Origin of the sequence: Streptomyces catenulae, from assembly GCF_000718015.1 — a bacterium.
GTDB lineage: Bacteria > Actinomycetota > Actinomycetes > Streptomycetales > Streptomycetaceae > Streptomyces > Streptomyces catenulae.
The window spans coordinates 113,164-132,244 of the sequence record NZ_JODY01000020.1; the positions used below are offsets into that span (position 1 = coordinate 113,164).

The 19,081-nt window shown below is 73.6% G+C and carries 17 protein-coding genes; 6 read left to right on the plus strand and 11 right to left on the minus strand.

Annotated elements, in window-relative coordinates; all coding sequences use genetic code 11:
* The first annotated feature begins 211 nt into the window (after nucleotides 1–211).
* Nucleotides 212–658, plus strand: coding sequence for a cell division protein SepF (locus IF23_RS0118765; RefSeq protein WP_030285119.1), 447 nt, complete (start codon nucleotides 212–214; stop codon nucleotides 656–658).
* 103 nt (nucleotides 659–761) lie between these two features.
* On the opposite strand, the gene IF23_RS0118770 is transcribed toward IF23_RS0118765, so the two are convergent.
* Together IF23_RS0118770 and IF23_RS0118775 are read right to left on the minus strand one after the other, a co-directional pair.
* Entirely contained in the window at nucleotides 762–1,958 is a 1,197-nt protein-coding gene (locus IF23_RS0118770) for an acyl-CoA dehydrogenase family protein (RefSeq protein WP_030285120.1), read from the minus strand.
* Between the two features lie 151 nt (nucleotides 1,959–2,109).
* On the minus strand, nucleotides 2,110–3,732 hold the full coding sequence (locus IF23_RS0118775) for an MFS transporter (protein WP_030285122.1): 1,623 nt from the start codon (nucleotides 3,730–3,732) through the stop codon (nucleotides 2,110–2,112).
* A 214-nt stretch (nucleotides 3,733–3,946) separates the two neighbouring features.
* Between IF23_RS0118775 and IF23_RS0118780 the strand changes: the two genes are divergently transcribed.
* Entirely contained in the window at nucleotides 3,947–5,137 is a 1,191-nt protein-coding gene (locus IF23_RS0118780; protein ID WP_030285123.1) for a membrane protein, read from the plus strand.
* 312 nt (nucleotides 5,138–5,449) lie between these two features.
* A complete protein-coding gene (locus IF23_RS0118785) occupies nucleotides 5,450–6,475 on the plus strand; it encodes a phosphatase PAP2 family protein (RefSeq protein ID WP_030285125.1) in 1,026 nt (341 codons plus the stop codon).
* Between the two features lie 108 nt (nucleotides 6,476–6,583).
* Here the strand turns inward: IF23_RS0118785 and IF23_RS0118790 are convergent, their stop codons facing one another.
* Entirely contained in the window at nucleotides 6,584–6,799 is a 216-nt protein-coding gene (locus IF23_RS0118790) for an I78 family peptidase inhibitor (protein WP_030285126.1), read from the minus strand.
* A 549-nt stretch (nucleotides 6,800–7,348) separates the two neighbouring features.
* Here IF23_RS0118790 and ctaD point away from each other — a divergent pair.
* Complete coding sequence (gene ctaD, locus IF23_RS0118795) at nucleotides 7,349–9,031, plus strand: aa3-type cytochrome oxidase subunit I (RefSeq protein ID WP_037678677.1); 1,683 nt, start codon at nucleotides 7,349–7,351, stop codon at nucleotides 9,029–9,031.
* 7 nt (nucleotides 9,032–9,038) lie between these two features.
* On the opposite strand, the gene IF23_RS0118800 is transcribed toward ctaD, so the two are convergent.
* The 3 genes from IF23_RS0118800 to IF23_RS32790 form a co-directional block, all read right to left on the minus strand.
* Nucleotides 9,039–9,935, minus strand: coding sequence for a hypothetical protein (locus IF23_RS0118800; protein ID WP_245655022.1), 897 nt, complete (start codon nucleotides 9,933–9,935; stop codon nucleotides 9,039–9,041).
* Nucleotides 9,932–11,188 (minus strand): glycosyltransferase family 4 protein, encoded by a 1,257-nt coding sequence (locus tag IF23_RS0118805; RefSeq protein ID WP_030285131.1) that lies wholly within the window; start codon nucleotides 11,186–11,188, stop codon nucleotides 9,932–9,934. The genes IF23_RS0118800 and IF23_RS0118805 overlap by 4 nt, the downstream gene beginning before the upstream one ends.
* Nucleotides 11,189–11,452: 264 nt before the next feature.
* A complete protein-coding gene (locus tag IF23_RS32790) occupies nucleotides 11,453–11,977 on the minus strand; it encodes a transglycosylase family protein (protein WP_078654084.1) in 525 nt (174 codons plus the stop codon).
* 413 nt (nucleotides 11,978–12,390) lie between these two features.
* Between IF23_RS32790 and IF23_RS0118815 the strand changes: the two genes are divergently transcribed.
* Both IF23_RS0118815 and IF23_RS0118820 read left to right on the plus strand, forming a co-directional pair.
* Nucleotides 12,391–13,182, plus strand: a complete 792-nt coding sequence (locus IF23_RS0118815) for a hypothetical protein (protein WP_030285136.1) — start codon at nucleotides 12,391–12,393, stop codon at nucleotides 13,180–13,182.
* A 173-nt stretch (nucleotides 13,183–13,355) separates the two neighbouring features.
* Complete coding sequence (locus IF23_RS0118820) at nucleotides 13,356–13,637, plus strand: hypothetical protein (RefSeq protein ID WP_051739695.1); 282 nt, start codon at nucleotides 13,356–13,358, stop codon at nucleotides 13,635–13,637.
* A 62-nt stretch (nucleotides 13,638–13,699) separates the two neighbouring features.
* On the opposite strand, the gene der is transcribed toward IF23_RS0118820, so the two are convergent.
* From der to IF23_RS0118845, 5 genes are all read right to left on the minus strand, one after another.
* Complete coding sequence (gene der, locus IF23_RS0118825) at nucleotides 13,700–15,163, minus strand: ribosome biogenesis GTPase Der (RefSeq protein ID WP_030285139.1); 1,464 nt, start codon at nucleotides 15,161–15,163, stop codon at nucleotides 13,700–13,702.
* Between the two features lie 90 nt (nucleotides 15,164–15,253).
* Entirely contained in the window at nucleotides 15,254–15,910 is a 657-nt protein-coding gene (locus IF23_RS0118830) for a lysophospholipid acyltransferase family protein (RefSeq protein ID WP_030285141.1), read from the minus strand.
* Nucleotides 15,907–16,629 carry a (d)CMP kinase gene (cmk, locus tag IF23_RS0118835; RefSeq protein WP_245655023.1) on the minus strand — a complete coding sequence of 241 codons (723 nt, stop codon included), beginning with the start codon at nucleotides 16,627–16,629 and terminating at the stop codon, nucleotides 15,907–15,909. Before cmk ends, IF23_RS0118830 begins: the two co-directional genes overlap by 4 nt.
* Nucleotides 16,630–16,727: 98 nt before the next feature.
* Nucleotides 16,728–17,813, minus strand: coding sequence for a prephenate dehydrogenase (locus IF23_RS0118840; protein WP_030285144.1), 1,086 nt, complete (start codon nucleotides 17,811–17,813; stop codon nucleotides 16,728–16,730).
* 214 nt (nucleotides 17,814–18,027) lie between these two features.
* Nucleotides 18,028–19,032: an ADP-ribosylglycohydrolase family protein gene (locus IF23_RS0118845; protein WP_030285146.1), complete on the minus strand. Its 1,005-nt coding sequence runs from the start codon at nucleotides 19,030–19,032 to the stop codon at nucleotides 18,028–18,030.
* Between the last annotated feature and the right edge of the window lie 49 nt (nucleotides 19,033–19,081).

A 19,081-nucleotide genomic window follows, 5' to 3' on the forward strand; every position in this document is an offset into this window, starting at 1 on the left:
TGTCGACACCGTCCGGCGCCCGGGCCTATCGTGACTTCCGTCACGACGTCAGTTCCCGTGCCGCCCGCGGAAGCTGACCAGCTGCCACCCGCTCTGCACCAGATCTGTCACGAACCCCCCGTGCGGCGGCTATCCACTTGGCACACCCTCCGCCTCATGAAGGACCATAGGGGGGCGGACATACAGACACCGCGGGTGAGAGGAGGCGTCCATGGGATCGGTGCGCAAGGCGAGTGCCTGGCTTGGCCTCGTCGACGACAACGATGACGAGCGTTACTACGACGACGACTATGCCGAGGGACCGGAGCACGGGGCCCAGGGGACCGGCTCCTGGGTGACCGACCCGGGTCTGCGGGTGGCCGAGAGCCCGGCCGAGGACCACAGCACCCGCATCGCCACGGTCACCCCCGACGGCTTCGGCGACGCCCGCGGCATCGGTGAGCTGTTCCGCGGCGGCGTCCCGGTGATCGTCAACCTCACGGCGATGGAGTCGTCCGACGCCAAGCGCGTGGTGGACTTCGCCGCCGGTCTCGCCTTCGGGCTGCGTGGCTCGATCGAGCGGGTCGCCACCCGGGTCTTCCTGCTCACCCCGGCCGACTACCGCGTCGTCAGCGGGGAGAGCCGGGACCGCAACGGCGGGTTCTTCAACCAGAGCTGACCGGGCGTGGGCCCGGTTCCGTCCGGCGGAGGGGAAGGCGGCAGGACCGCCTCACCCTCCGCTTCTTGCTGTCCGGCTCCCGGCCGCCCGGCGGCCGACCCGCTCAGCGGAAGGCGTCCAGCCCGGTGAGCGCCTTGCCCAGCACCAGCTGGTGCATCTCGACGGTGCCCTCGTAGGTGAGCACCGACTCCAGGTTGGTGGCGTGCCGCATGACCGGGTACTCCAGGGAGATGCCGTTGGCGCCCAGGATCGTGCGGGAGGTGCGGCAGATCTCGATGGCCTCGCGGACGTTGTTGAGCTTGCCGAAGCTGACCTGCTCCGGGCGGAGCCGTCCGGCGTCCATCCGGAGCCCGAGGTGGTGGGCGAGGAGGATGCCCTTGTGCAGCTCGACGGCCATGTCGGCGAGCTTGGCCTGGGTGAGCTGGAAGCCGCCGATGGGCTTGCCGAACTGCTCGCGGGTGCGGGCGTACTCCAGCGCCGCCTCGAAGCTGGCGCGGGCGGCGCCCATGGAGCCCCAGACGATGCCGTAGCGGGCGTGGCTCAGACAGCTCAGCGGGCCGCGCAGTCCGCGGACCTCGGGCAGCGCCGCGTCGGCCGGGAGGCGGACGTCGTCCAGGACGAGTTCGCTGGTGACCGAGGCGCGCAGCGACCACTTGTGGTGGATCTCGGGGGCGGCGAAGCCGGGGGTGTCGGTGGGGACGACGAAGCCGCGGACGCCGTCGTCGGTGGCGGCCCAGACGACCGCGACCCCGGCGACCGAACCGTTGGTGATCCACATCTTGCGGCCGCTCAGGACCCAGTCGGAGCCGTCGCGGCGGGCGTGGGTGCGCATCCCGGCGGGGTCGGAGCCGTGGTCCGGTTCGGTGAGACCGAAACAGCCGATGACCTCGCCGGTCGCCATCCGCGGCAGCCAGTGCTGCTTCTGCTCCTCGGAGCCGAAGCGGTGGATCGCGTACATGGCGAGCGAGCCCTGGACGGAGACGAGGGAGCGGATGCCGGAGTCGGCGGCCTCCAGTTCCAGGCAGGCCAGGCCGTACTGGACGGCGGAGGCACCGGCGCAGCCGTAGCCGGTCAGGGACATGCCGAGGGCGCCGAGGGAGCCCAGTTCGCGGGCGAGGTCGCGGATGCCGGGCAGCTCACCGCGCTCGTACCACCCGGCGATGTGCGGCAGGACGCGGTCGGCCGCCCAGCGGCGGACGGTGTCGCGTACCGCGCGGTCCTCGTCGGTGAGGAGGTCGTCGAGGCCCAGCGGGTCGGCCGCGTCGAACGGCGGGAGCGGCGAGGAAGGCGTGGCGGACATGGCGGGGCCTCCGGCAGATCGGCGAAAAACTAGCAGTGGTAGTTACAGCGCGCTCCGACGGTACGGCGCACCCCGCCGCGCGGGCAAGAGCCACCGGGCGGCGGGGTGTCGGACAGTCCGGGAGAGAGAGGTAGGGGAAGGGGCGCGGCCGTCAGCCGTGGGAGCGGGCCGCGGCGGGCTCGCTGTCCAGGCCGGTGGCGTTGTCGCCCTCGGCGCGCTCGGCGGAGTCCGCGGCACGGCGCGGCAGCCGCAGCGCGATGGCCGCACCGGCCAGCAGCAGCACCGCGCTGGCGACGAGCGTGATGTGCAATCCGCGGACGAAGGCGTCACGGGCCACCACCCGCAGCGCCGCCCCGGCCGGACCGTCGAGCGCCGCCGCCACCTTGTACGCCTCACCGAGCGAGTGCGACGCGGAGGCCGCCTCGCGGGCGGGCACCCCGGCGATGTGCCCGATGCCGGGCGCGTACGCGGCGTTCATGACGCTGCCCAGGAGCGCGACACCGATACCCGCGCCGAGCTGGTAGGACGTCTCCCCGATGGCCGCCGCGCCGCCCGCCTGCTCCGGGGGCGCCTCGCTGAGCATCGACTCGTACGCGCCGAACAGCGTCGCCTGGAAGCCGAAGCCGAGGAGGACGAAGCAGGCGGAGAGCAGCCAGAAACGGTCCTGGGAGTTCATCGCGGTCAGGCAGAGCACCGCACCGGCGGTCAGCACGAAACCGCAGGAGACCATGGTGCGCGGGCCGAGGACCTGGAGGATCCGGGAGCCGGTCAGGCCCGCCGCCATCGCCGCGAAGACCAGCGGGAGCATCCGCAGCCCGGTCTGCAGCGGCGAGAGGCCGAGGACCAGCTGGAGGTACTGCACCGCTATCAGCTGGAGGCCGACCAGCGCCAGCATCGCCAGCACGATGCAGCCCACGGAGGTGCCGAACGCCGACCGGGCGAAGAGCCGCATGTCGATCAGCGGATGCTCCCGGCGGTGCTGCCGCCGGACGAAGAGCACCAGCAGCACCAGACCGACCACGATCGGGCCGAGGGTGGTCAGCCCCAGGACGGCGGTGCCGCCGCCCATCCGCTTGACGCCGAGCACCACACCAAGGACGCCGAGCGCCGCGATCACCGCGCCGACCACGTCCCACGGGCCGTTGCGCTCACCCCGCGACTCGGGCAGCAGCCAGCGGCCGATCAACAGCATGACCAGCATCATCGGGACGTTGATCAGGAAGACCGAGCCCCACCAGAAGTTCTCGACGAGGAAACCGCCGAGGACCGGTCCGACCGCCGCGCCCACCGCGGCGACCGCGCTCCACACCCCGATGGCGACGGCCCGCTCCCGCCGGTCGGGAAAGACCTGCCGCAGGATCGACAGCGTGGCCGGCATGATCATCGCGCCGCCGATGCCGAGCAGCGCCCGGGCCGTCATCAGCACCTGCGGATTGGGCGCCAGCGCCGCGAGCGCCGAGGCCGCACCGAACAGGCCGTAGCCCAGCAGCAGAATCCGGCGTCTGCCCACCCGGTCGCCGAGCGTGCCGAAGAGGATCAGCAGCGACGCCGCGATCAGCGGATAGACGTCGACGATCCACAGCAGCTCCACCGGCCCGGGACGCAGATCCTCGGTGACGGAGGGCACGGCCACGTACAGGATCGTGGTGTCCAGCGCGACGAACAGCAGGCTGACGCAGAGCACGATCAGCACGGTCCAGCGGTTCGCGCCCCCACCGGGGAGCCGGGGAACGCCGGCCGTCCGTCCCGTGCCGGACGGGCTCGTCCCGGTCATGCACGTACCTCCCTGTCAGGCACTCGCGACCGCGGACCGGGGCACGAAAAAGCCCCGGGTCGAACCGGCGGCACAGGCGAGTTGAGACGTCAGACTACGCGAGTGAGGAACGGGGCCGTGAGGCTCACCTCCTGATGAGACGCGTATCGCAGGGCCCGCAGTTGCCTCCCCGGGGCCGGTACGACGCCCTCCGGGCACCTGGATAATCGTCCGGATGAACGATCTCGCCTCGGCCGCCGCCCCCGGTCGGACGCTGTGCCGCCCCGCCGTCCGGGCCGCGCTGCGCCGCGCGCTGCCGGGGCTCGCGGCCTTCGCGGCGATCCGGTTGCTGGGCTGGGCGGTCCTCGCCGTCTGGTCCACCGCGCGGGGCGCGAGCTGGCACACACTGCTCAGCGCCCGCTGGGACTCGCTCTGGTACACCCGCATCGCGGAGGCGGGCTACGGCTACACCGTGGCGCTCCCCGACGGCGGCTCCCACCCCAACCTCGCCTTCTTCCCGCTGCTGCCGTGGCTGGAGCGGCTGGGCTCCGCCCTCACCCCGCTCTCCCCCGCCGACGCCGGGATGACCGTCTCCTGGCTCTCCTCCCTCGCCGCCGCCTGGGCGCTGTACGCCACCGGCGAGCGGCTGTACGGACCGCGGGCCGGGGTCGCGCTGGCCGCGCTGTGGGGTGCGCTGCCGATCGGCATCGTGCAGTCGATGGCGTACTCCGAGTCGCTGTTCACCGCCCTCGCGGCGTGGGGCGTGTACGCGGCGTGGACCGGACGGTGGGTGTGGGCCGGGGCGCTGGCGTCGCTGGCCGGGCTGACCCGGCCGGTCGGCGTCGCCGTGGTCGCAGCCGTGTGGCTGACCGCCGGGGCGGCGCTCCTCGCCGACCGGGCGGGCGGCGCCACGCTCCGGTCGAGCCTGGCGCGGCGCCGCGGACTGGTGACCGGCGTACTGCTGGCGCCGCTCGGCTGGTGCGGCTACTTCCTCTGGGTCGGCGCCCAGCGGCACAGCCTCACCGGCTACCTCGACGTCCAGGGCGCCTGGGGCAACGGCTTCGACGGCGGTCTCGCCTTCGGCCGCTTCCTGTGGGGCCTGCTGTCCGGCCCGGGCTGGGCCGGTGGCCTGGGGCTGACCGCCGGGGTGGCGCTGGTCCTCGTCCTCTACGCGGCGGGCGTACGCCGGGGGCAGCCGCTGCCGCTGCTCACCTACTGCGGGGTCGTGGTCTTCCTGGCGCTGACCGCGAAGGGCTTCTTCGGCTCCAAGCCGCGGCTGATGCTCCCGGCGTACCCGCTGCTGCTGCCGCTCGCCGCGGGGCTGGCCCGGTGGCGTCCGCTGCGGGCCGGACTGCTGATCGGCGCGGTGGCCGTCGGCTCGGCGCTGTACGGGGCGTTCTGGCTCAACGGCACCGGCCCTCCGTAGATCCGGCCCGCGGGATCCCTGGCCGTCCACACCGGCCCTCCGTGACCGGACGGACCCGCTCCGTGACCGGACCGGCGCCGGGAAACGGCGGGCGACGCCCGTGCCGCGCGAGGATAAGCAGCCGTGGCGAAAAGCAGATAAAGATCTGGACGGAGTGCGGCGAAGTGGATCGGACGGGAATCCGATTCTCCGTTAATTCGGTTCCGATTCGCCGCCGCCCGGCGACTTACCGCGCACATTCCACATCACATCGTCATTACAAAGCGCACGGTCTGACCAGGTGCCTACATCACACGCGGTAACGTCGATTGAGTGCGTACCGATGACAAGCTGGACCAGAGGGAGGGGCACCCGCCCGATCGCGCCCGACCACGCATGACCCCGACCCGCCTATGGCTGTTCTGGGGCACGCTGGCGGTGTATCTCGTGATCGTGGCCGGGGTGCTGGCCTCCACATGGCTGGTCACCTTCGACTGGCAGGTCATGTTCTTCCGGCCCTACAAGCAGTGGCCGTCGATCCATGCCTTCCTCGACTACTTCGTCGTGCTGGGCCAGCGCGGCCCCACGGCGGTGGCCGTGGCGGCGTGGCTGGGCTGGCGCTGCTGGCGTCAGCGCAACCTCCACCCGCTGCTGGTCCTCGGCGCCTCGCTGCTGCTGCTGAACATGACGGTGGGCGCCGCCAAGCTCGGCATGGGCCGCCTGGGCCCGCACTACGCGACGGCCGTCGGCTCCAACGAGATGTGGCTCGGCGGCGATATATTTCCGTCCGGCCACACCGCGAACGCCGTGGTCACCTGGGGTGTGCTGGCGTATCTGGCGACCACGTCGCTGCGCCGCCGGACCCTCTCGGTGATCGCCGCGCTGGGCGCGCTGGGCGTCGGTATGACGACCGTCTACCTCGGGACGCACTGGGTCAGCGACGTGCTGCTGGGCTGGGCCGCCGGACTGCTGGTGCTGCTGGCGCTGCCGTGGATCGAGCCGGGGATCATCTGGGTGGAGGACCGCCTGATGGGGATCATCCTGCGGCTGTGGCTGCGGCTGCGCCCCGATTCGCTGCGCGGCCCGCTCCCGGCCGCCGCCCCCGCCGGGCTCTCGCCGCAGCGCGTCACCCCCGAGGGCGAGGTGGTACGGCACGACACCGTCCCCACCGGCCCGACGGCCCGCTCCGGCGCCACCCGCGCACCGGACGGACGCCCGCACCACCCGGCGCGGCCGCACATCTCCCGTGCGGAGCGCGCGCCGGTCACCCCGGCGGGCAGCCGCCGACCGCCGCACGCCGACCGGCTGCCGCGCACCCCACCGCTGAGCCCGGTCACCGGGCGCGGCCCGGGCGGCTGAGACCGCCGCCCACCGGCGGGGCAGGTACGCACAGCCCGCAGCCCCGCACCGCAAGGCCCCGGCCGCTCCTGAGAGCGGCCGGGGCCTTCGTCGTGCGCGGGAGGCTCCTCACCCCCGCCAGCTGCGGCGTACCCGGCCGTCCTCGACCTCGAAATTGAGCCGTCCGGCGCGGTACTCCATGGTGATCAGCGCGCCCGGCGGCAGCGCGCGGACGGTGCTCCAGCCGCGGCCACCGGCGCGCTCCTCGGCCTCCTGCCGGGCGAGGCCGACATAGGTCTCGGGGTCGTCGTCGGGTTCGTTCGGAAGCTGTGGTTCGGGTGCCATGGGTGCCACGGTAGGCGCCCGCGGCGACACGCGGAAGGGCGTTCGGTTCCGCGCTCCGGTCTCTTCACGGTCTTTCATTGGTCACACTTGTGTCACGGCCAAGGTCTCGGCGTTTGCGGTAACTTCCGTCACTCTTACGCGCCGTACACCGGCGCATCCGGGTGGAAAACAAAGCGGCCACCATTGCGCCGGGCGCGAATTCCGGACACCCCGTGCGTACGCTTTACCCGGACGGGTGAGCGCGGCCGGAATTACCCCTGGTCCACCCCGTGGATTCCCGGCCGCCGGGGGAATTCACCGGCGGCGTCCGGCCGCGAAATGAGACACATTCCACACACAGTTTTCGCACATCGGTCCTCCCGGCGGCCGACGGGCGTCCGCCGCTTCCCCGCGGCGCCCCGGCGGCACCGGCGCGGGGAAGCGGGTGAATCGCCCGGAACGGACCGGAGCGCCCCCTCGCTCCGCCCGGACGCCGCGCGCATCATGTGGCGGGTCTCCCGGTCCGGCCACCCCCGGCACCGGACCGCCCCGACGAACGAGGTGCCGCGCATGGGAACCGACACCGCCGCAGCCCGCCCGCCGGTCCGGGTGCGGCGCCGCGGGCGGGTGCTGGCCGACTGGCTGTCGACGACGGACCACAAGAAGATCGGGCATCTCTACCTGATCACGTCGTTCGGGTTCTTCCTGGTCGGCGGGGTGCTGGCGCTGGTGATGCGCGCCGAGCTGGCCCGCCCGGGGCTCCAGCTGATCAGCGCCGAGCAGTACAACCAGGCGTTCACCATGCACGGCACGATCATGCTGCTGCTCTTCGCCACCCCGGCGTTCGCGGGCTTCGCCAACGAGATCATGCCGCTCCAGATCGGGGCACCGGACGTCGCCTTCCCCCGGCTGAACGCGCTGTCGTACTGGTTCTACCTCTTCGGCGGGCTGATGGTCCTGGGCGCCTTCCTCACACCGGACGGCGGCCCGTCCTTCGGCTGGACCGCGTACGCGCCGCTGAACTCCGCGTTCCACTCCCCCGGCGTCGGTCCGGACCTGTGGGTGATGGGCCTGGCGCTGGCCGGGTTCGGGACGATCCTGGGGGCGGTCAACTTCATCACCACGATCATCACCCTGCGGGCGCCGGGCATGACGATGTTCCGGATGCCGGTCTTCACCTGGAACACCCTCTTCACCTCGGTGCTGGTGCTGATGGCGTTCCCGGTGCTGGCGGCGGCGCTGCTGGTGCTGGAGGCGGACCGGCGCTTCGGGGCCGTCGTCTTCGAGCCGCAGTGGGGCGGGGCGCTGCTGTGGCAGCACCTCTTCTGGTTCTTCGGCCACCCGGAGGTCTACATCATCGCGCTGCCGTTCTTCGGCATCATCACCGAGATCATCCCGGTCTTCTCCCGCAAGCCGGTCTTCGGTTACGTGATGCTGATCGGCGCCACCATGGCGATCACCGCGCTGTCGGTGATGGTCTGGGCGCACCACATGTTCGCCACCGGGGCGGTGCTGCTGCCGTTCTTCTCGCTGATGTCGTTCCTGATCGCGGCGCCGACCGGGGTGAAGTTCTTCAACTGGATCGGCACCATGTGGCACGGCTCGCTGTCGTTCGAGACGCCGATGCTCTGGTCGGTCGGCTTCCTGGTGAGCTTCCTCTTCGGCGGGCTGACCGGCGTCATCCTCGCCTCGCCGCCGCTGGACTTCCACGTCACCGACACCTACTTCGTCGTCGCCCACTTCCACTACGTGGTCTTCGGAACGGTGACGTTCGCGACGTTCGCCGGGTTCTACTTCTGGTGGCCGAAGTTCACCGGCAGGCTGCTGGACGAACGGCTCGGGAAGATCCACTTCTGGACGCTCTTCACCGGCTTCCACCTGACCTTCCTCGTGCAGCACTGGCTGGGCGTCGAGGGGATGCCGCGCCGCTACGCCGACTACCTCGCGGCCGACGGCTTCACCGCCCTCAACACCCTCTCCAGCATCGGCGCGTTCCTGCTCGGCGCCTCCACGCTGCCGTTCCTCTACAACGTCTGGCGCACCGCCCACCACGGCGCCCGCACCGCGCTGGACGACCCGTGGGGCTTCGGGCGCTCGCTGGAGTGGGCGACGTCCTGCCCGCCGCCGCGGCACAACTTCACCACGCTGCCGCGCATCCGCTCCGAGTCGCCCGCCTTCGACCTGCACCACCCGGAGGTGGCCGCCGGTGCCGCCCGGCCGACCGCGCCCCGGCCGGAGGGCACCGGGGCCTGACGCCCCGTCAGTCGGTGGTCTCCGGGCCCGCGACCCGCAGCGCCAGATCGTTGTCGAGCGTGTAGTACGGACCGACCCGGACCTCCGCCCCGGCCGCCGGGACCGGCATCGCGGGGTAGGCGAAGATCTGCTTCTTGTCCGCGACGTCGTCCAGCAGCCGGCCGATCCGCACCGGCGGCGCGCCCTCGGCGGGCACCAGCCACAGGTCCCACGGCTCGCCGCCGCCACGCCAGTGCCCGACCGGACCGGCGTAGGGCAGCGTGAAGGAGAAGCGGGCGCCGTCGGCGGTGAGCGGGACGGTGACGGTGGCGCCGCCGCCCGCGGTCCGGCGGGCCCGGGCCTCGACATGGGCGCCCTCCCCGGGCAGCGCACCGTAGAGCCGTCCCTCGACGGTCATGCCCGCGGGCTCCACCAGGATGTCCCCGGCCTCGGCGTGCGGGCCGCGCAGCCAGCTGCGGAGCGCCAGATTGCCGAGCTTGGTGGTGTACGGGATACGGACGCCGAGGCGGCCGATACCGGCGAGCGGGCGGCGGTCCACCAGGGAGCGCAGGTCGTTGAGGCCGGGCAGCAGCCGGTGCGGGGCGTGGCCGTCGCCGAGGTCGGCGTAGACCTGCCAGCGGCCCTCGGCGAGCGCGACGGTGCTGGGCAGGACGGCGCGCAGCCCGCCCGCGCCGTTCGGCCCGAGCGGCAGCCGGACCTCCTCGGCGTCCGCGCCGCGCAGCCGCAGCACCAGCGCCGCGCTCCAGGTGGTCCGGACGCCGGGCGGGGCGGCGAGGTCGAAGGTGAGGCCGCCCGCGGAGTCCGCGATGGTGTCGGCGGTCAGCCCGGGCGGGGCGCCGTCGGTACCGGTCGTCGGCGGCGGAGGGCCGGAGCCCGCGGCGGGCGGTCGTGTCGAGGTGTTCATACCGTCCGCACCCCTCTCAGCGCGGCGCTCGCCGCGTCCTTGGTGGTGTAGGCACCGCTCAGCAGGGCGCCGCGGGTCCGGTGCAGCGCGCCGCGCAGGCGGTTGCTCCGCTTCTCGTCCAGCAGCTGCCCGAAGAGGGTTTCGTACCGCGCGGCGATCCGGGCGGGGTCGAACCGGGCGGCGGCGGTGAGCGCCGCGCGGCCCATCCGGCGGCGCTCCGCGTCGTCGTCGATCAGGGAGAGCAGCGCCCCGGCCAGCGCGCCGGGGTCGCCCACCGGGACGAGTCTGCCGTCCACGCCGTCGTCGATGATCTCGCCGGGACCGTGCGGGCAGTCGGTGGCGACGACGGGCAGACCGCACCGCATCGCCTCGACGATCGTCATGCCGAAGGACTCCAGGCTGGAGGAGACCGCGGCGATCGAGCCCTTGGCCCACTCCGTCTCCAGGGGGTTGGCCGGGCCCATCAGGAAGACGTGGTTGTAGAGGCCGAGTTCGTCGATGAGGGCGCGCAGGGCGGCCTTCTCGGAGCCGCCGCCGTAGATCCGCAGCCGCCAGTCCGGGCGGGCGGCAGCGACCTGGGCGAACGCGCGGATCAGCACGTCGTACCGCTTGACCCGGGCCAGCCGCCCGGCCGCCACGACCCACTTGCCGGTGGCGTCGGCCGGGGCGAGGCCGGGTGCGGGCACGCTGTTGGGCACCGCCTCGACGCGGACGCCGGGCAGCCGCAGGCGGCGGTAGGCGGTGGCGTCCGCCTCGGTGACGGTGGTGAGCGCGTCCAGGCGCGGGTAGACGCCGCGCAGCGCCAGCCGCAGCGCCCGGCTGTGGGAGTCGAGGGTGAGGTGTTCCTGACCGACGCGGACCACGCCGCGGCGGGTCTGCCGGGCGATGTGGACGTTGAGACCGGGGCGGGTGCCGACGACGAGGTCCGCCTCGACGCGGCGCAGATGGCGGGCGATACGCCGGTCGGTCAGCTCGCTGTACTGCCCGGAGCGGCCCTCGGCGGCGGGGAAGACCTTGGCCGCCCGGGCGAAGGCCGGGTCGTCGCCGTCGTAGGCGGGGCTGTCCTCGCGGAGGTCGACGAGATGGCGCAGCCGGACGCCGGGACCGAGGTCGAGGACGGGGGTGTCGCGGTGGCGGAGCACGGAGACGATCTCGACGTCATGGCGTGCGGAGAGGGCGTGGGCGAGGTTGAACGTCGTGCGGATCGTGCCGCCGATGCCGTACGCGTTGTGAATCAGGAATGAGATCTGCATCCGTCCCGTATCCCCTGGCTTCCCGGTCGCCCTTGCGCCTGCTCGTGTCGTCGAGGCGGTGTGCGGTGCCGCCGCGCCGGGCGGTCGGCAGCGCGCTCCGCCCGGGCGACGGGCCCGCACATGCTTCAGGAGGTCGTCGTTCATCCGACTCCTGAACGGTTGGACCGAGCGAAACGGTTCCGGGTTGAGGCCTTATGCCAAGTTGTTCCGAGAAAGTTAGGCCATCGGTAGCGATATGACGGAACCTGCGGTGCGTATTCCGCATCAGCCGCGCGGCCGTCCCGCCGGGGCGACGGCGGGGACGCCCGGGAGCGGCCAGGGGGTACGGAGGTCCGGCAGCGGCCCGCCCTCCCCGGTGTCGGGGGGCGCGGTCGGCGGTCCGCCGTAGCCGTGGCCGCTGAGCCCGTACCGGCGGGAGCAGACCGGCCAGGCGTCCCAGCCCTGGGCGGCGAGGACCTTCTCGGCGACCGCGATCTGTGCCGCCCGGGGCGCGAGGTCGGCGCGCGGGGCGTGCGCGAGGCCGCCGTGCGCCTCCCAGGTGGACTGCCGGAACTGGAGCCCGCCGAAGTAGCCGTTGCCGGTGTTGAGCCGCCAGTTCCCGCCGCTCTCGCACGCGGCGACGCAGTCCCAGGGCCAGCCGTCGGCGGCACAGGCGGGCACCGGCCCGGCCCCGGGGACGGGCACCGGATCCGCCGCGGCGGACGACGGGGCGGCGAGGGCGAGCAGCAGCGCGGCGACGGCGGCGAGCGGGCCGGGGCGCACCGGGCGACGGCGGGGCGTGGCGGGCATCGCCGCACCGTAGGCGGTCGCCCCGGGGACCACCCAGCGCCGCGCCCGTGACGGGACGGGGCCCACCCGGTCGGCGGCGGGCACCCAGCCGCCGACCAGCGACCCGGCCCGTACGAAGGGGCGCGCGCGGGCCGCCCGGGGCGGGCCCCGAGGGGCGCGCCAGGCCCGCCCCGCCGTGCTCCCCGCGGCCGAATCCCGCCCCGGTCGTCCCGGATGGCGGGCGGAGGGGTGGCGTCCGGCGACCGTTTTCGGTACTCCATTCCCGTGTGCGGTGATCGGTTCGATTCCGTGCCGGTCCGCGCGTGACTCCGGCCGCCGCTCACCCGTTGTCCATGTCGGCGAGCCGGGGACGACACCCGGCCCCGTACCAGCCGGGGTCCCCCGGCACCCACGCACAGATCGAGGAGCCACCCGTGCCGCGCATGCTCGACGTCAGCGACGACGTTCGCGCCGAGATCGGCGACGAAGAAGCCGACCGCCTGCTGGCCGGTGGAGACGCCCCCGGCAGTTACGACTGCACCTCCTGCCGCACTCCGGGCGACAGCGAGCAGGAGCGCACCAGCACCGTCCTGTTCGTCGGCGAGGAGACCGCGGTGCTCGCCTTCGCCCACGCCACCTGCATCCCCTCGCAGGTCGTATCGGTCTCGGAGGAGCAGCTCAAGGGCGCCGTCCAGTCCATCACCGCCGCCCAGCAGTCCGGGACGGCGCCCACCCGCCCGGTCCCGGTGGCCGAGCGTCAGGCGACGCTCGGGATCACCTGCGGGCTGGTGCTGGTCGCGGGCGAGCTGCGGGCGGCGCTGGTCGTCGAGCCCGACGGCCCGATCGCCCGCCCCGGTTCGGTCAGCCTGGACGACGACTTCCTGCCGCTCCTGTTGGAGCAGGGCTTCCACCCGGTCACCGATGTGGACGTGCTGCCCGCGCCCAACCCGGGCTGGTCGGCGCTGCTGGCCATGGGCAAGCTGCACGCCGTGCTGCAGCCCGGCAGCACCGGCAGTCAGGCCGCCTGGTGGCAGGCGCACCAGCCGCTCGCCGTGTCCGACGGCTGGCGGGCCGCCGCCACCAAGGCCCAGTCGGTGCTGATGTACGCCGCGCCGTCCGGCTCCATCGGCCACCAGCCGCGGGAGGACCTGATGCGTCAGGCGATGGAGAAGGCCGCGGCCCAGGGTGTGCTGGTCGCCGGGGAGATGCCGCTGGCCGGCACCTGAGCCTCCGGAGCCCGCAGATCGCGGGGGCGTTCCCGCCGAACCGTACGGGAACGCCCCCGCGATCCGTCATTTCCGGACCCAAGCCGCATCCCCGGCGATTCGGGTTCGTTGGTGCAGACGTGCACCCATATGACCCCTTCTCGCGCTCCCGCCCGCCGCAGCAGATCCCCGGAATGCGTCCCTCGCAGGACCCCGGGGCCGCCCCGACCGGCCGTTCGGCCACCCCGATCTACGACGCGCTCTACGCCGAGTACCGGCGGGCGTTCCGGGCGTTGCCCGGCGACCGGACCGGTGAGGAGGAGGGGCCGGGCCCGGGCCACGGCTCCAGCAGCTGGAGCCGGGCCGCGGCCTCGCCCGGCCAGTGGGAGCGCGTGGCCCGCCAGCCGTACCGGCCGCGTGGCGCGCTGCCCGCGCTGCCGCCGGGAACGCGCGGCGCCCGGCCGCACGATCACTGATCGGTACGACCGGGCGCGGGCCCGGACCGGGGCCGGACCGCGGTGCGGACCGGCCCTGGCCGTCACTTCTTCTTCTGGTTGCGCTTCTCGCGCACCCGGACGGAGATGTGGATCGGGGTGCCCTCGAAGCCGAACTCCTCGCGCAGCCGCCGCTCGACGAAGCGGCGGTAGCCCGCCTCCAGGAAGCCGGAGGCGAAGAGCACGAACCGCGGGGGCTTCGTGCCCGCCTGCGTACCGAAGAGGATGCGGGGCTGCTTGCCGCCGCGGATCGGGTGCGGGTGGGCGGCCACGATCTCACCGAGGAAGGCGTTCAGCCGCCCGGTGGGGATACGGGTCTCCCAGCCGTCGAGCGCCGTCTCGATCGCCGGGACCAGCTTCTCCATGTGGCGGCCGGTGCGCGCGGAGACGTTGACCCGCATCGCCCACGGCACCTGCACGAGGTCCCGCTCGATCTCCCGCTCCAGGTAGAAGCGGCGCTCCTCGTCAAGGGTGTCCCACTTGTTGTACGCGATGACCAGGGCGCGCCCGGCCTCCACGGCCATGGTGACGATCCGCTGGTCCTGCACGCTGATCGACTCGCTGGCGTCGATCAGGACGACGGCGACCTCGGCCTTCTCGACGGCGGCGGCGGTACGCAGCGAGGCGTAGTAGTCGGCGCCCTCCTGGAGGTGGACCCGGCGGCGGATACCGGCGGTGTCGACGAACTTCCAGGTGGTGCCGCCCAGCTCGATCAGCTCGTCGACCGGGTCACGGGTGGTACCGGCCAGCTCGTTGACGACCACGCGCTCCTCGCCCGCGACCTTGTTGAGCAGCGAGGACTTGCCGACGTTGGGGCGGCCGATCAGGGCGATGCGGCGGGGGCCGCCGAGGGCGGTGCCGAAGGTCTGCGCGGGCGCCTCGGGCAGCGCGTCGAGGGCGGCGTCCAGCATGTCGCCGGTGCCACGGCCGTGCAGCGCGGAGACGGGGTGCGGCTCGCCCAGGCCCAGCGACCAGAGCATCGCGGCGTCCGCCTCGCCGGAGGGGCCGTCGACCTTGTTGGCGACGAGCACGACGGGCTTGCCGGCGCGGCGCAGCAGCTTGACGACGGCCTCGTCGGTGTCGGTCGCGCCGACCTTGGAGTCGACGACGAAGATGACCGCGTCGGCCGCCTCGATGGCGAACTCGGCCTGCATCGCGACGGAGGCGTCGATGCCGAGGACGTCCTGCTCCCAGCCGCCGGTGTCGACGACCTTGAAGCGGCGGCCGTTCCAGTCGGCCTCGTAGGTGACGCGGTCGCGGGTGACGCCGGGGCGGTCCTCGACGACCGCCTCACGGCGGCCGATGATGCGGTTCACCAGCGTCGACTTGCCGACGTTGGGGCGGCCGACGACGGCGAGGACGGGGAGCGGGCCGTGCCCGGCCGCCGCGATGTCCCCGCCGACCTCCTCGGGGTCGAAGCCCTCCTGCGCGGCGAGCTCCATGAACTCCGCGTACTCGGCATCGCCAAGCGCACCGTGCTCGTCGCCGGTGTCGATCTGGTCGTTCATGAAGTCCGTTCCTCGTCCTGCTCACTGTGCGGCGTCGGCCGCGTGGCTTCGTCATCGGCGGACCGCATCGGTCCGCCGCTCAAGTGTCGGTCAGCGCCCGGTCAGGCGCCTGGCGTTTTCCAGGTGGGCGGAGAGCCGCCCCTGGATCCGCACGGTCGCCTCGTCCAGCGCCTTGCGGGTGCGCCGCCCCGAGCCGTCCCCCGCCTCGAAGGCGTCACCGAAGACGACGTCGACGCGGGAGCGCAGCGGCGGCACCGCCGGGGTGAGGCGGCTCTTGCGCTCCGCGGAGCCGAGCACCGCCACCGGGACGACCGGCGCGCCGGAGCGCACCGCGAAGTACGCGAGCCCGGCCCGCAGCGAGGCGAAGTCGCCCTCGCCCCGGGTGCCCTCCGGGAAGATGCCCAGCACACCGCCGTGCTCCAGCACCGCGAGGGCGTCGGTGATCGCCTTGCGGTCGGTGGCGGCGCGGTCCACCTTCAGCTGGCCGATGCCCCGCAGGAACGGGTCCAGCGGGCCGACGAACGCTTCCTTCTTGATCAGGAAGTGCACCGGCCGGGGCGCCGTACCCATCAGCATCGGGCCGTCGAGGCCGTCCGCGTGGTTGACCGCGAGGATCACCGGACCGGCCGACGGCACCCGCCAGGCGCCGAGCACCCGCGGCCGCCACAGGCCGTACATCAGGCCGATGCCGATCCGCCGACCGACCGCGGCGCCCGACTCGCTCGGGGCCACGTCGCTGGTGGTCACCGGGCGTCCCGCCCCGCCTTCGCGGCGCCCGCGCCCTCGATGAGGGTGACGACGCACTCGATGACCTGCTCCAGCGTCAGCTCGGTGGTGTCCACCTCGACCGCGTCGTCGGCCTTGGCCAGCGGGGAGGTCTTACGGGAGGAGTCGGCGGCGTCGCGCTTGATCAGGGCCTCGCGGGTGGCGGCCAGGTCACCGGCCTCCTTGCCCTTCAGCTCACCGCTGCGGCGGGCGGCGCGCGCCTCGGCGGAGGCGGTGAGGAAGACCTTGAGGTCGGCGTCGGGCAGCACCGTGATGCCGATGTCCCGGCCCTCGACGACGATGCCGTGCGGCGCCCCGGCGGCGATGGAGCGCTGCAGCTCGGTGATCCGGGTACGCACCTCGGGCACGGCGCTGACCGCGCTGACCGCGGAGGTGACCTCCTGGGTGCGGATCGGACCGGCCGCGTCGAGGCCGTCGACGGAGATGGTCGGGGCGGCCGGGTCGATGCCGGAGACGATGGCGGGCTTGCCGCTGGCCTCGGCGACGGCGGTGGCGTCGTTCACGTCGATGCCGTTGTTCAGCATCCACCAGGTGATCGCGCGGTACTGGGCGCCGGTGTCGAGGTAGCCGAGGCCGAGCTTGGCGGCGACGGCCTTGGACGTGCTGGACTTGCCCGTGCCAGCGGGGCCGTCGATGGCGACAATCACTGCAGCCGGGGCGGTCCGGGCGGCGGTTTCCACGGTGGTGAACACCTTTCTGGTTACACGGGGCGGGGGTCCACGGGCCGAATGGCCTCCGTCAAGGTTACTGGCTCCCCTGCGGCCCGTGGTCCACGGTGTCAGCGCCGGATCGACCAGCCCCGTTCCTTCAGCTCCGCGGTGAGCTGCGCCACCGCGCCCGGCTCCACCGTGAGCTGGATGAAACCGGCCTGCTGACCGGTGGCGTGCTCGATGCGGACGTCCTCGATGTTGACCCCGGCGCGGTCCGCGTCGGCGAAGATCCGGGCCAGCTCGCCGGGCTGGTCACCGATGTGGACGGCGACGACCTCGTACGCGGCGGGGGCGGAGCCGTGCTTGCCCGGGACCCGCTCGCGCCCGGCGTTGCCGCGGCGCAGCACGTCCCCGATGTCCTCCGCGCCGTCGGCCCGCCGCCGCTCGTCCGCGGACTCCAGGACGCGCAGCGCCCGGACCGTGCCGTCCAGGTCGGCGGCGACCTCGGCGAGGATGTCGGCGACCGGGCCGGGGTTGGCGGAGAGGATGTCGAGCCACATCGCCGGGTCGGAGGCGGCGATACGGGTGACGTCCCGGATGCCCTGGCCGCACAGGCGCACCGCGGTCTCGTCGGCGTCCTTGAGGCGGGCGGCGACGAGACTGGAGACCAGCTGCGGGGTGTGCGAGACGAGGGCGACGGCGCGGTCGTGCGCATCGGCGTCCATGACCACCGGGACGGCGCGGCAGAGCGCGACCAGCTCCAGCGCGAGGTTGAGGACCTCGGTGTCGCCGTCCGGGGACGGGGTCAGCACCCAGGGCCGCCCCTCGAAGAGGTCGGCGGTGGCGGCGAGCGGACCGGAGCGTTCCCGACCGGCCATCGGGTGCGTACCGAGGTAGGCGGAGAGGTCGCAGCCCAGTTCCTGGAGCTGGCGGCGCGGGCCGCCCTTGACGCTGGCGACGTCTATGCAGGCGCGGGCGGCGCCGCGGCGGAGCAGCCCGGCGAGGGTCTGCGCGACGTACGCGGGCGGGACCGCGACGACGGCGAGGTCGACCGGGCCCGGCGGCTCCTCGGCGGTGCCCGCACCGAGCGCCTCGGCGGTGCGCGCCTGCGTCGGGTCGTGGTCCTCCAGGTACACCTGCACGCCGCGGGCCTGGAGGGCGAGCGCGACGGAGGTGCCGATCAGGCCCGTGCCGATGACGAGTGCGGATCTCACTGGGCGATGTCCTTTCGCGGCGCCGCGGTGGCGCCGGGATGCACAGGCGCGCCACCGGACCCGGCGGAGCCGGTGGTCCCGGCGCCGCCGGACGCCCCTGCGCTCGCGTCCTGCTCCCTGCCTCGTACGCACACCCCGCACGCACACGATCAAGCGTAGCCAGCACCACCGACAGCCGTCCGCGGCGACCGCCCACCGGACGGCGGCCGCCGGGTCAGGCGTCCCAGGCGACGCCCAGGGCGAGCAGGACGGCGCGGTGCTCGATGCGGTCGGTCCACTCCCGGGGCCAGGCCCCGGCGCCGAGGCGGGCCCCGGCGAACGCCCCGGCGAGGCAGGCGAGGGAGTCGGAGTCGCCGGAGCTGACGGCGGCCCGGCGCAGCGCGGTGACCGGCTCGTCGGGGAAGAGCAGGAAGCAGTACAGGGCGGTGGCCAGCGCCTCCTCGGCGATCCAGCCGGCGCCGGTGGCGTCGCAGGGGTCGGCCTCGCGGTCCGGGGCGCGCAGCGCGGCGTCCAGCCGGTCCAGGACGCCCAGGCAGTCGTCCCAGCCGCGGGCGGCGTACTTCTGCGGTCCGTCGTCCCCGGAGCGGCGCCACAGGTCGCCGAGCCACTCCTCCCGGTAGACGGTGCGGGAGGCCCGGGCGTACCCGCGCAGCAGGGCGGTCAGCTCGCGCGGCTGCGCGCCGTCGGCGAGGACCCGTACGGCGTACGCGGTGAGGTCGGAGGCGGCGAGCGCGGTGGGGTGGCCGTGGGTGAGGGCGGCCTGGAACTGCGCGGCGCCGGAGCGCTGCTCCGGTGTGAGGCCCGGCATGAGGCCGATGGGCGCGACCCGCATGTTGGCGCCGCACCCCTTGGAGCGCATCGGTGCGGCCTCGGTCCAGTGGGTGCCCGGTTCGGCGAGCCGGGCGCAGGCGGTGAGGCAGGTGGTGCCGGGGGCGCGGTTGTTCTCCGGGGAGCGCCACCAGGCGATGTACTCGGCGCGGGCCGGGGGCTCCAGGGTCCGGACGGTGAGCGGCCCGGCGGGGCGCGCGCTCTCCAGCGCCCGGCCCAGGGCCAGCGTCATCTGGGTGTCGTCGGTGATGAGCGCGGGCTCCGGCAGCGGGAGATCGCGCCAGTCGCCGTACCTCGCCCGGATCTCCGGTACGCCCAGGAACTCGGTCGGATAGCCGAGCGCGTCCCCCAGTGCGAGCCCCATCAGTGCGCCGGTCGCTGCGGACCCCATGAAAACCACCCCTTAATCGTCACAGTGACAATAAGGGGTGGTGATCACT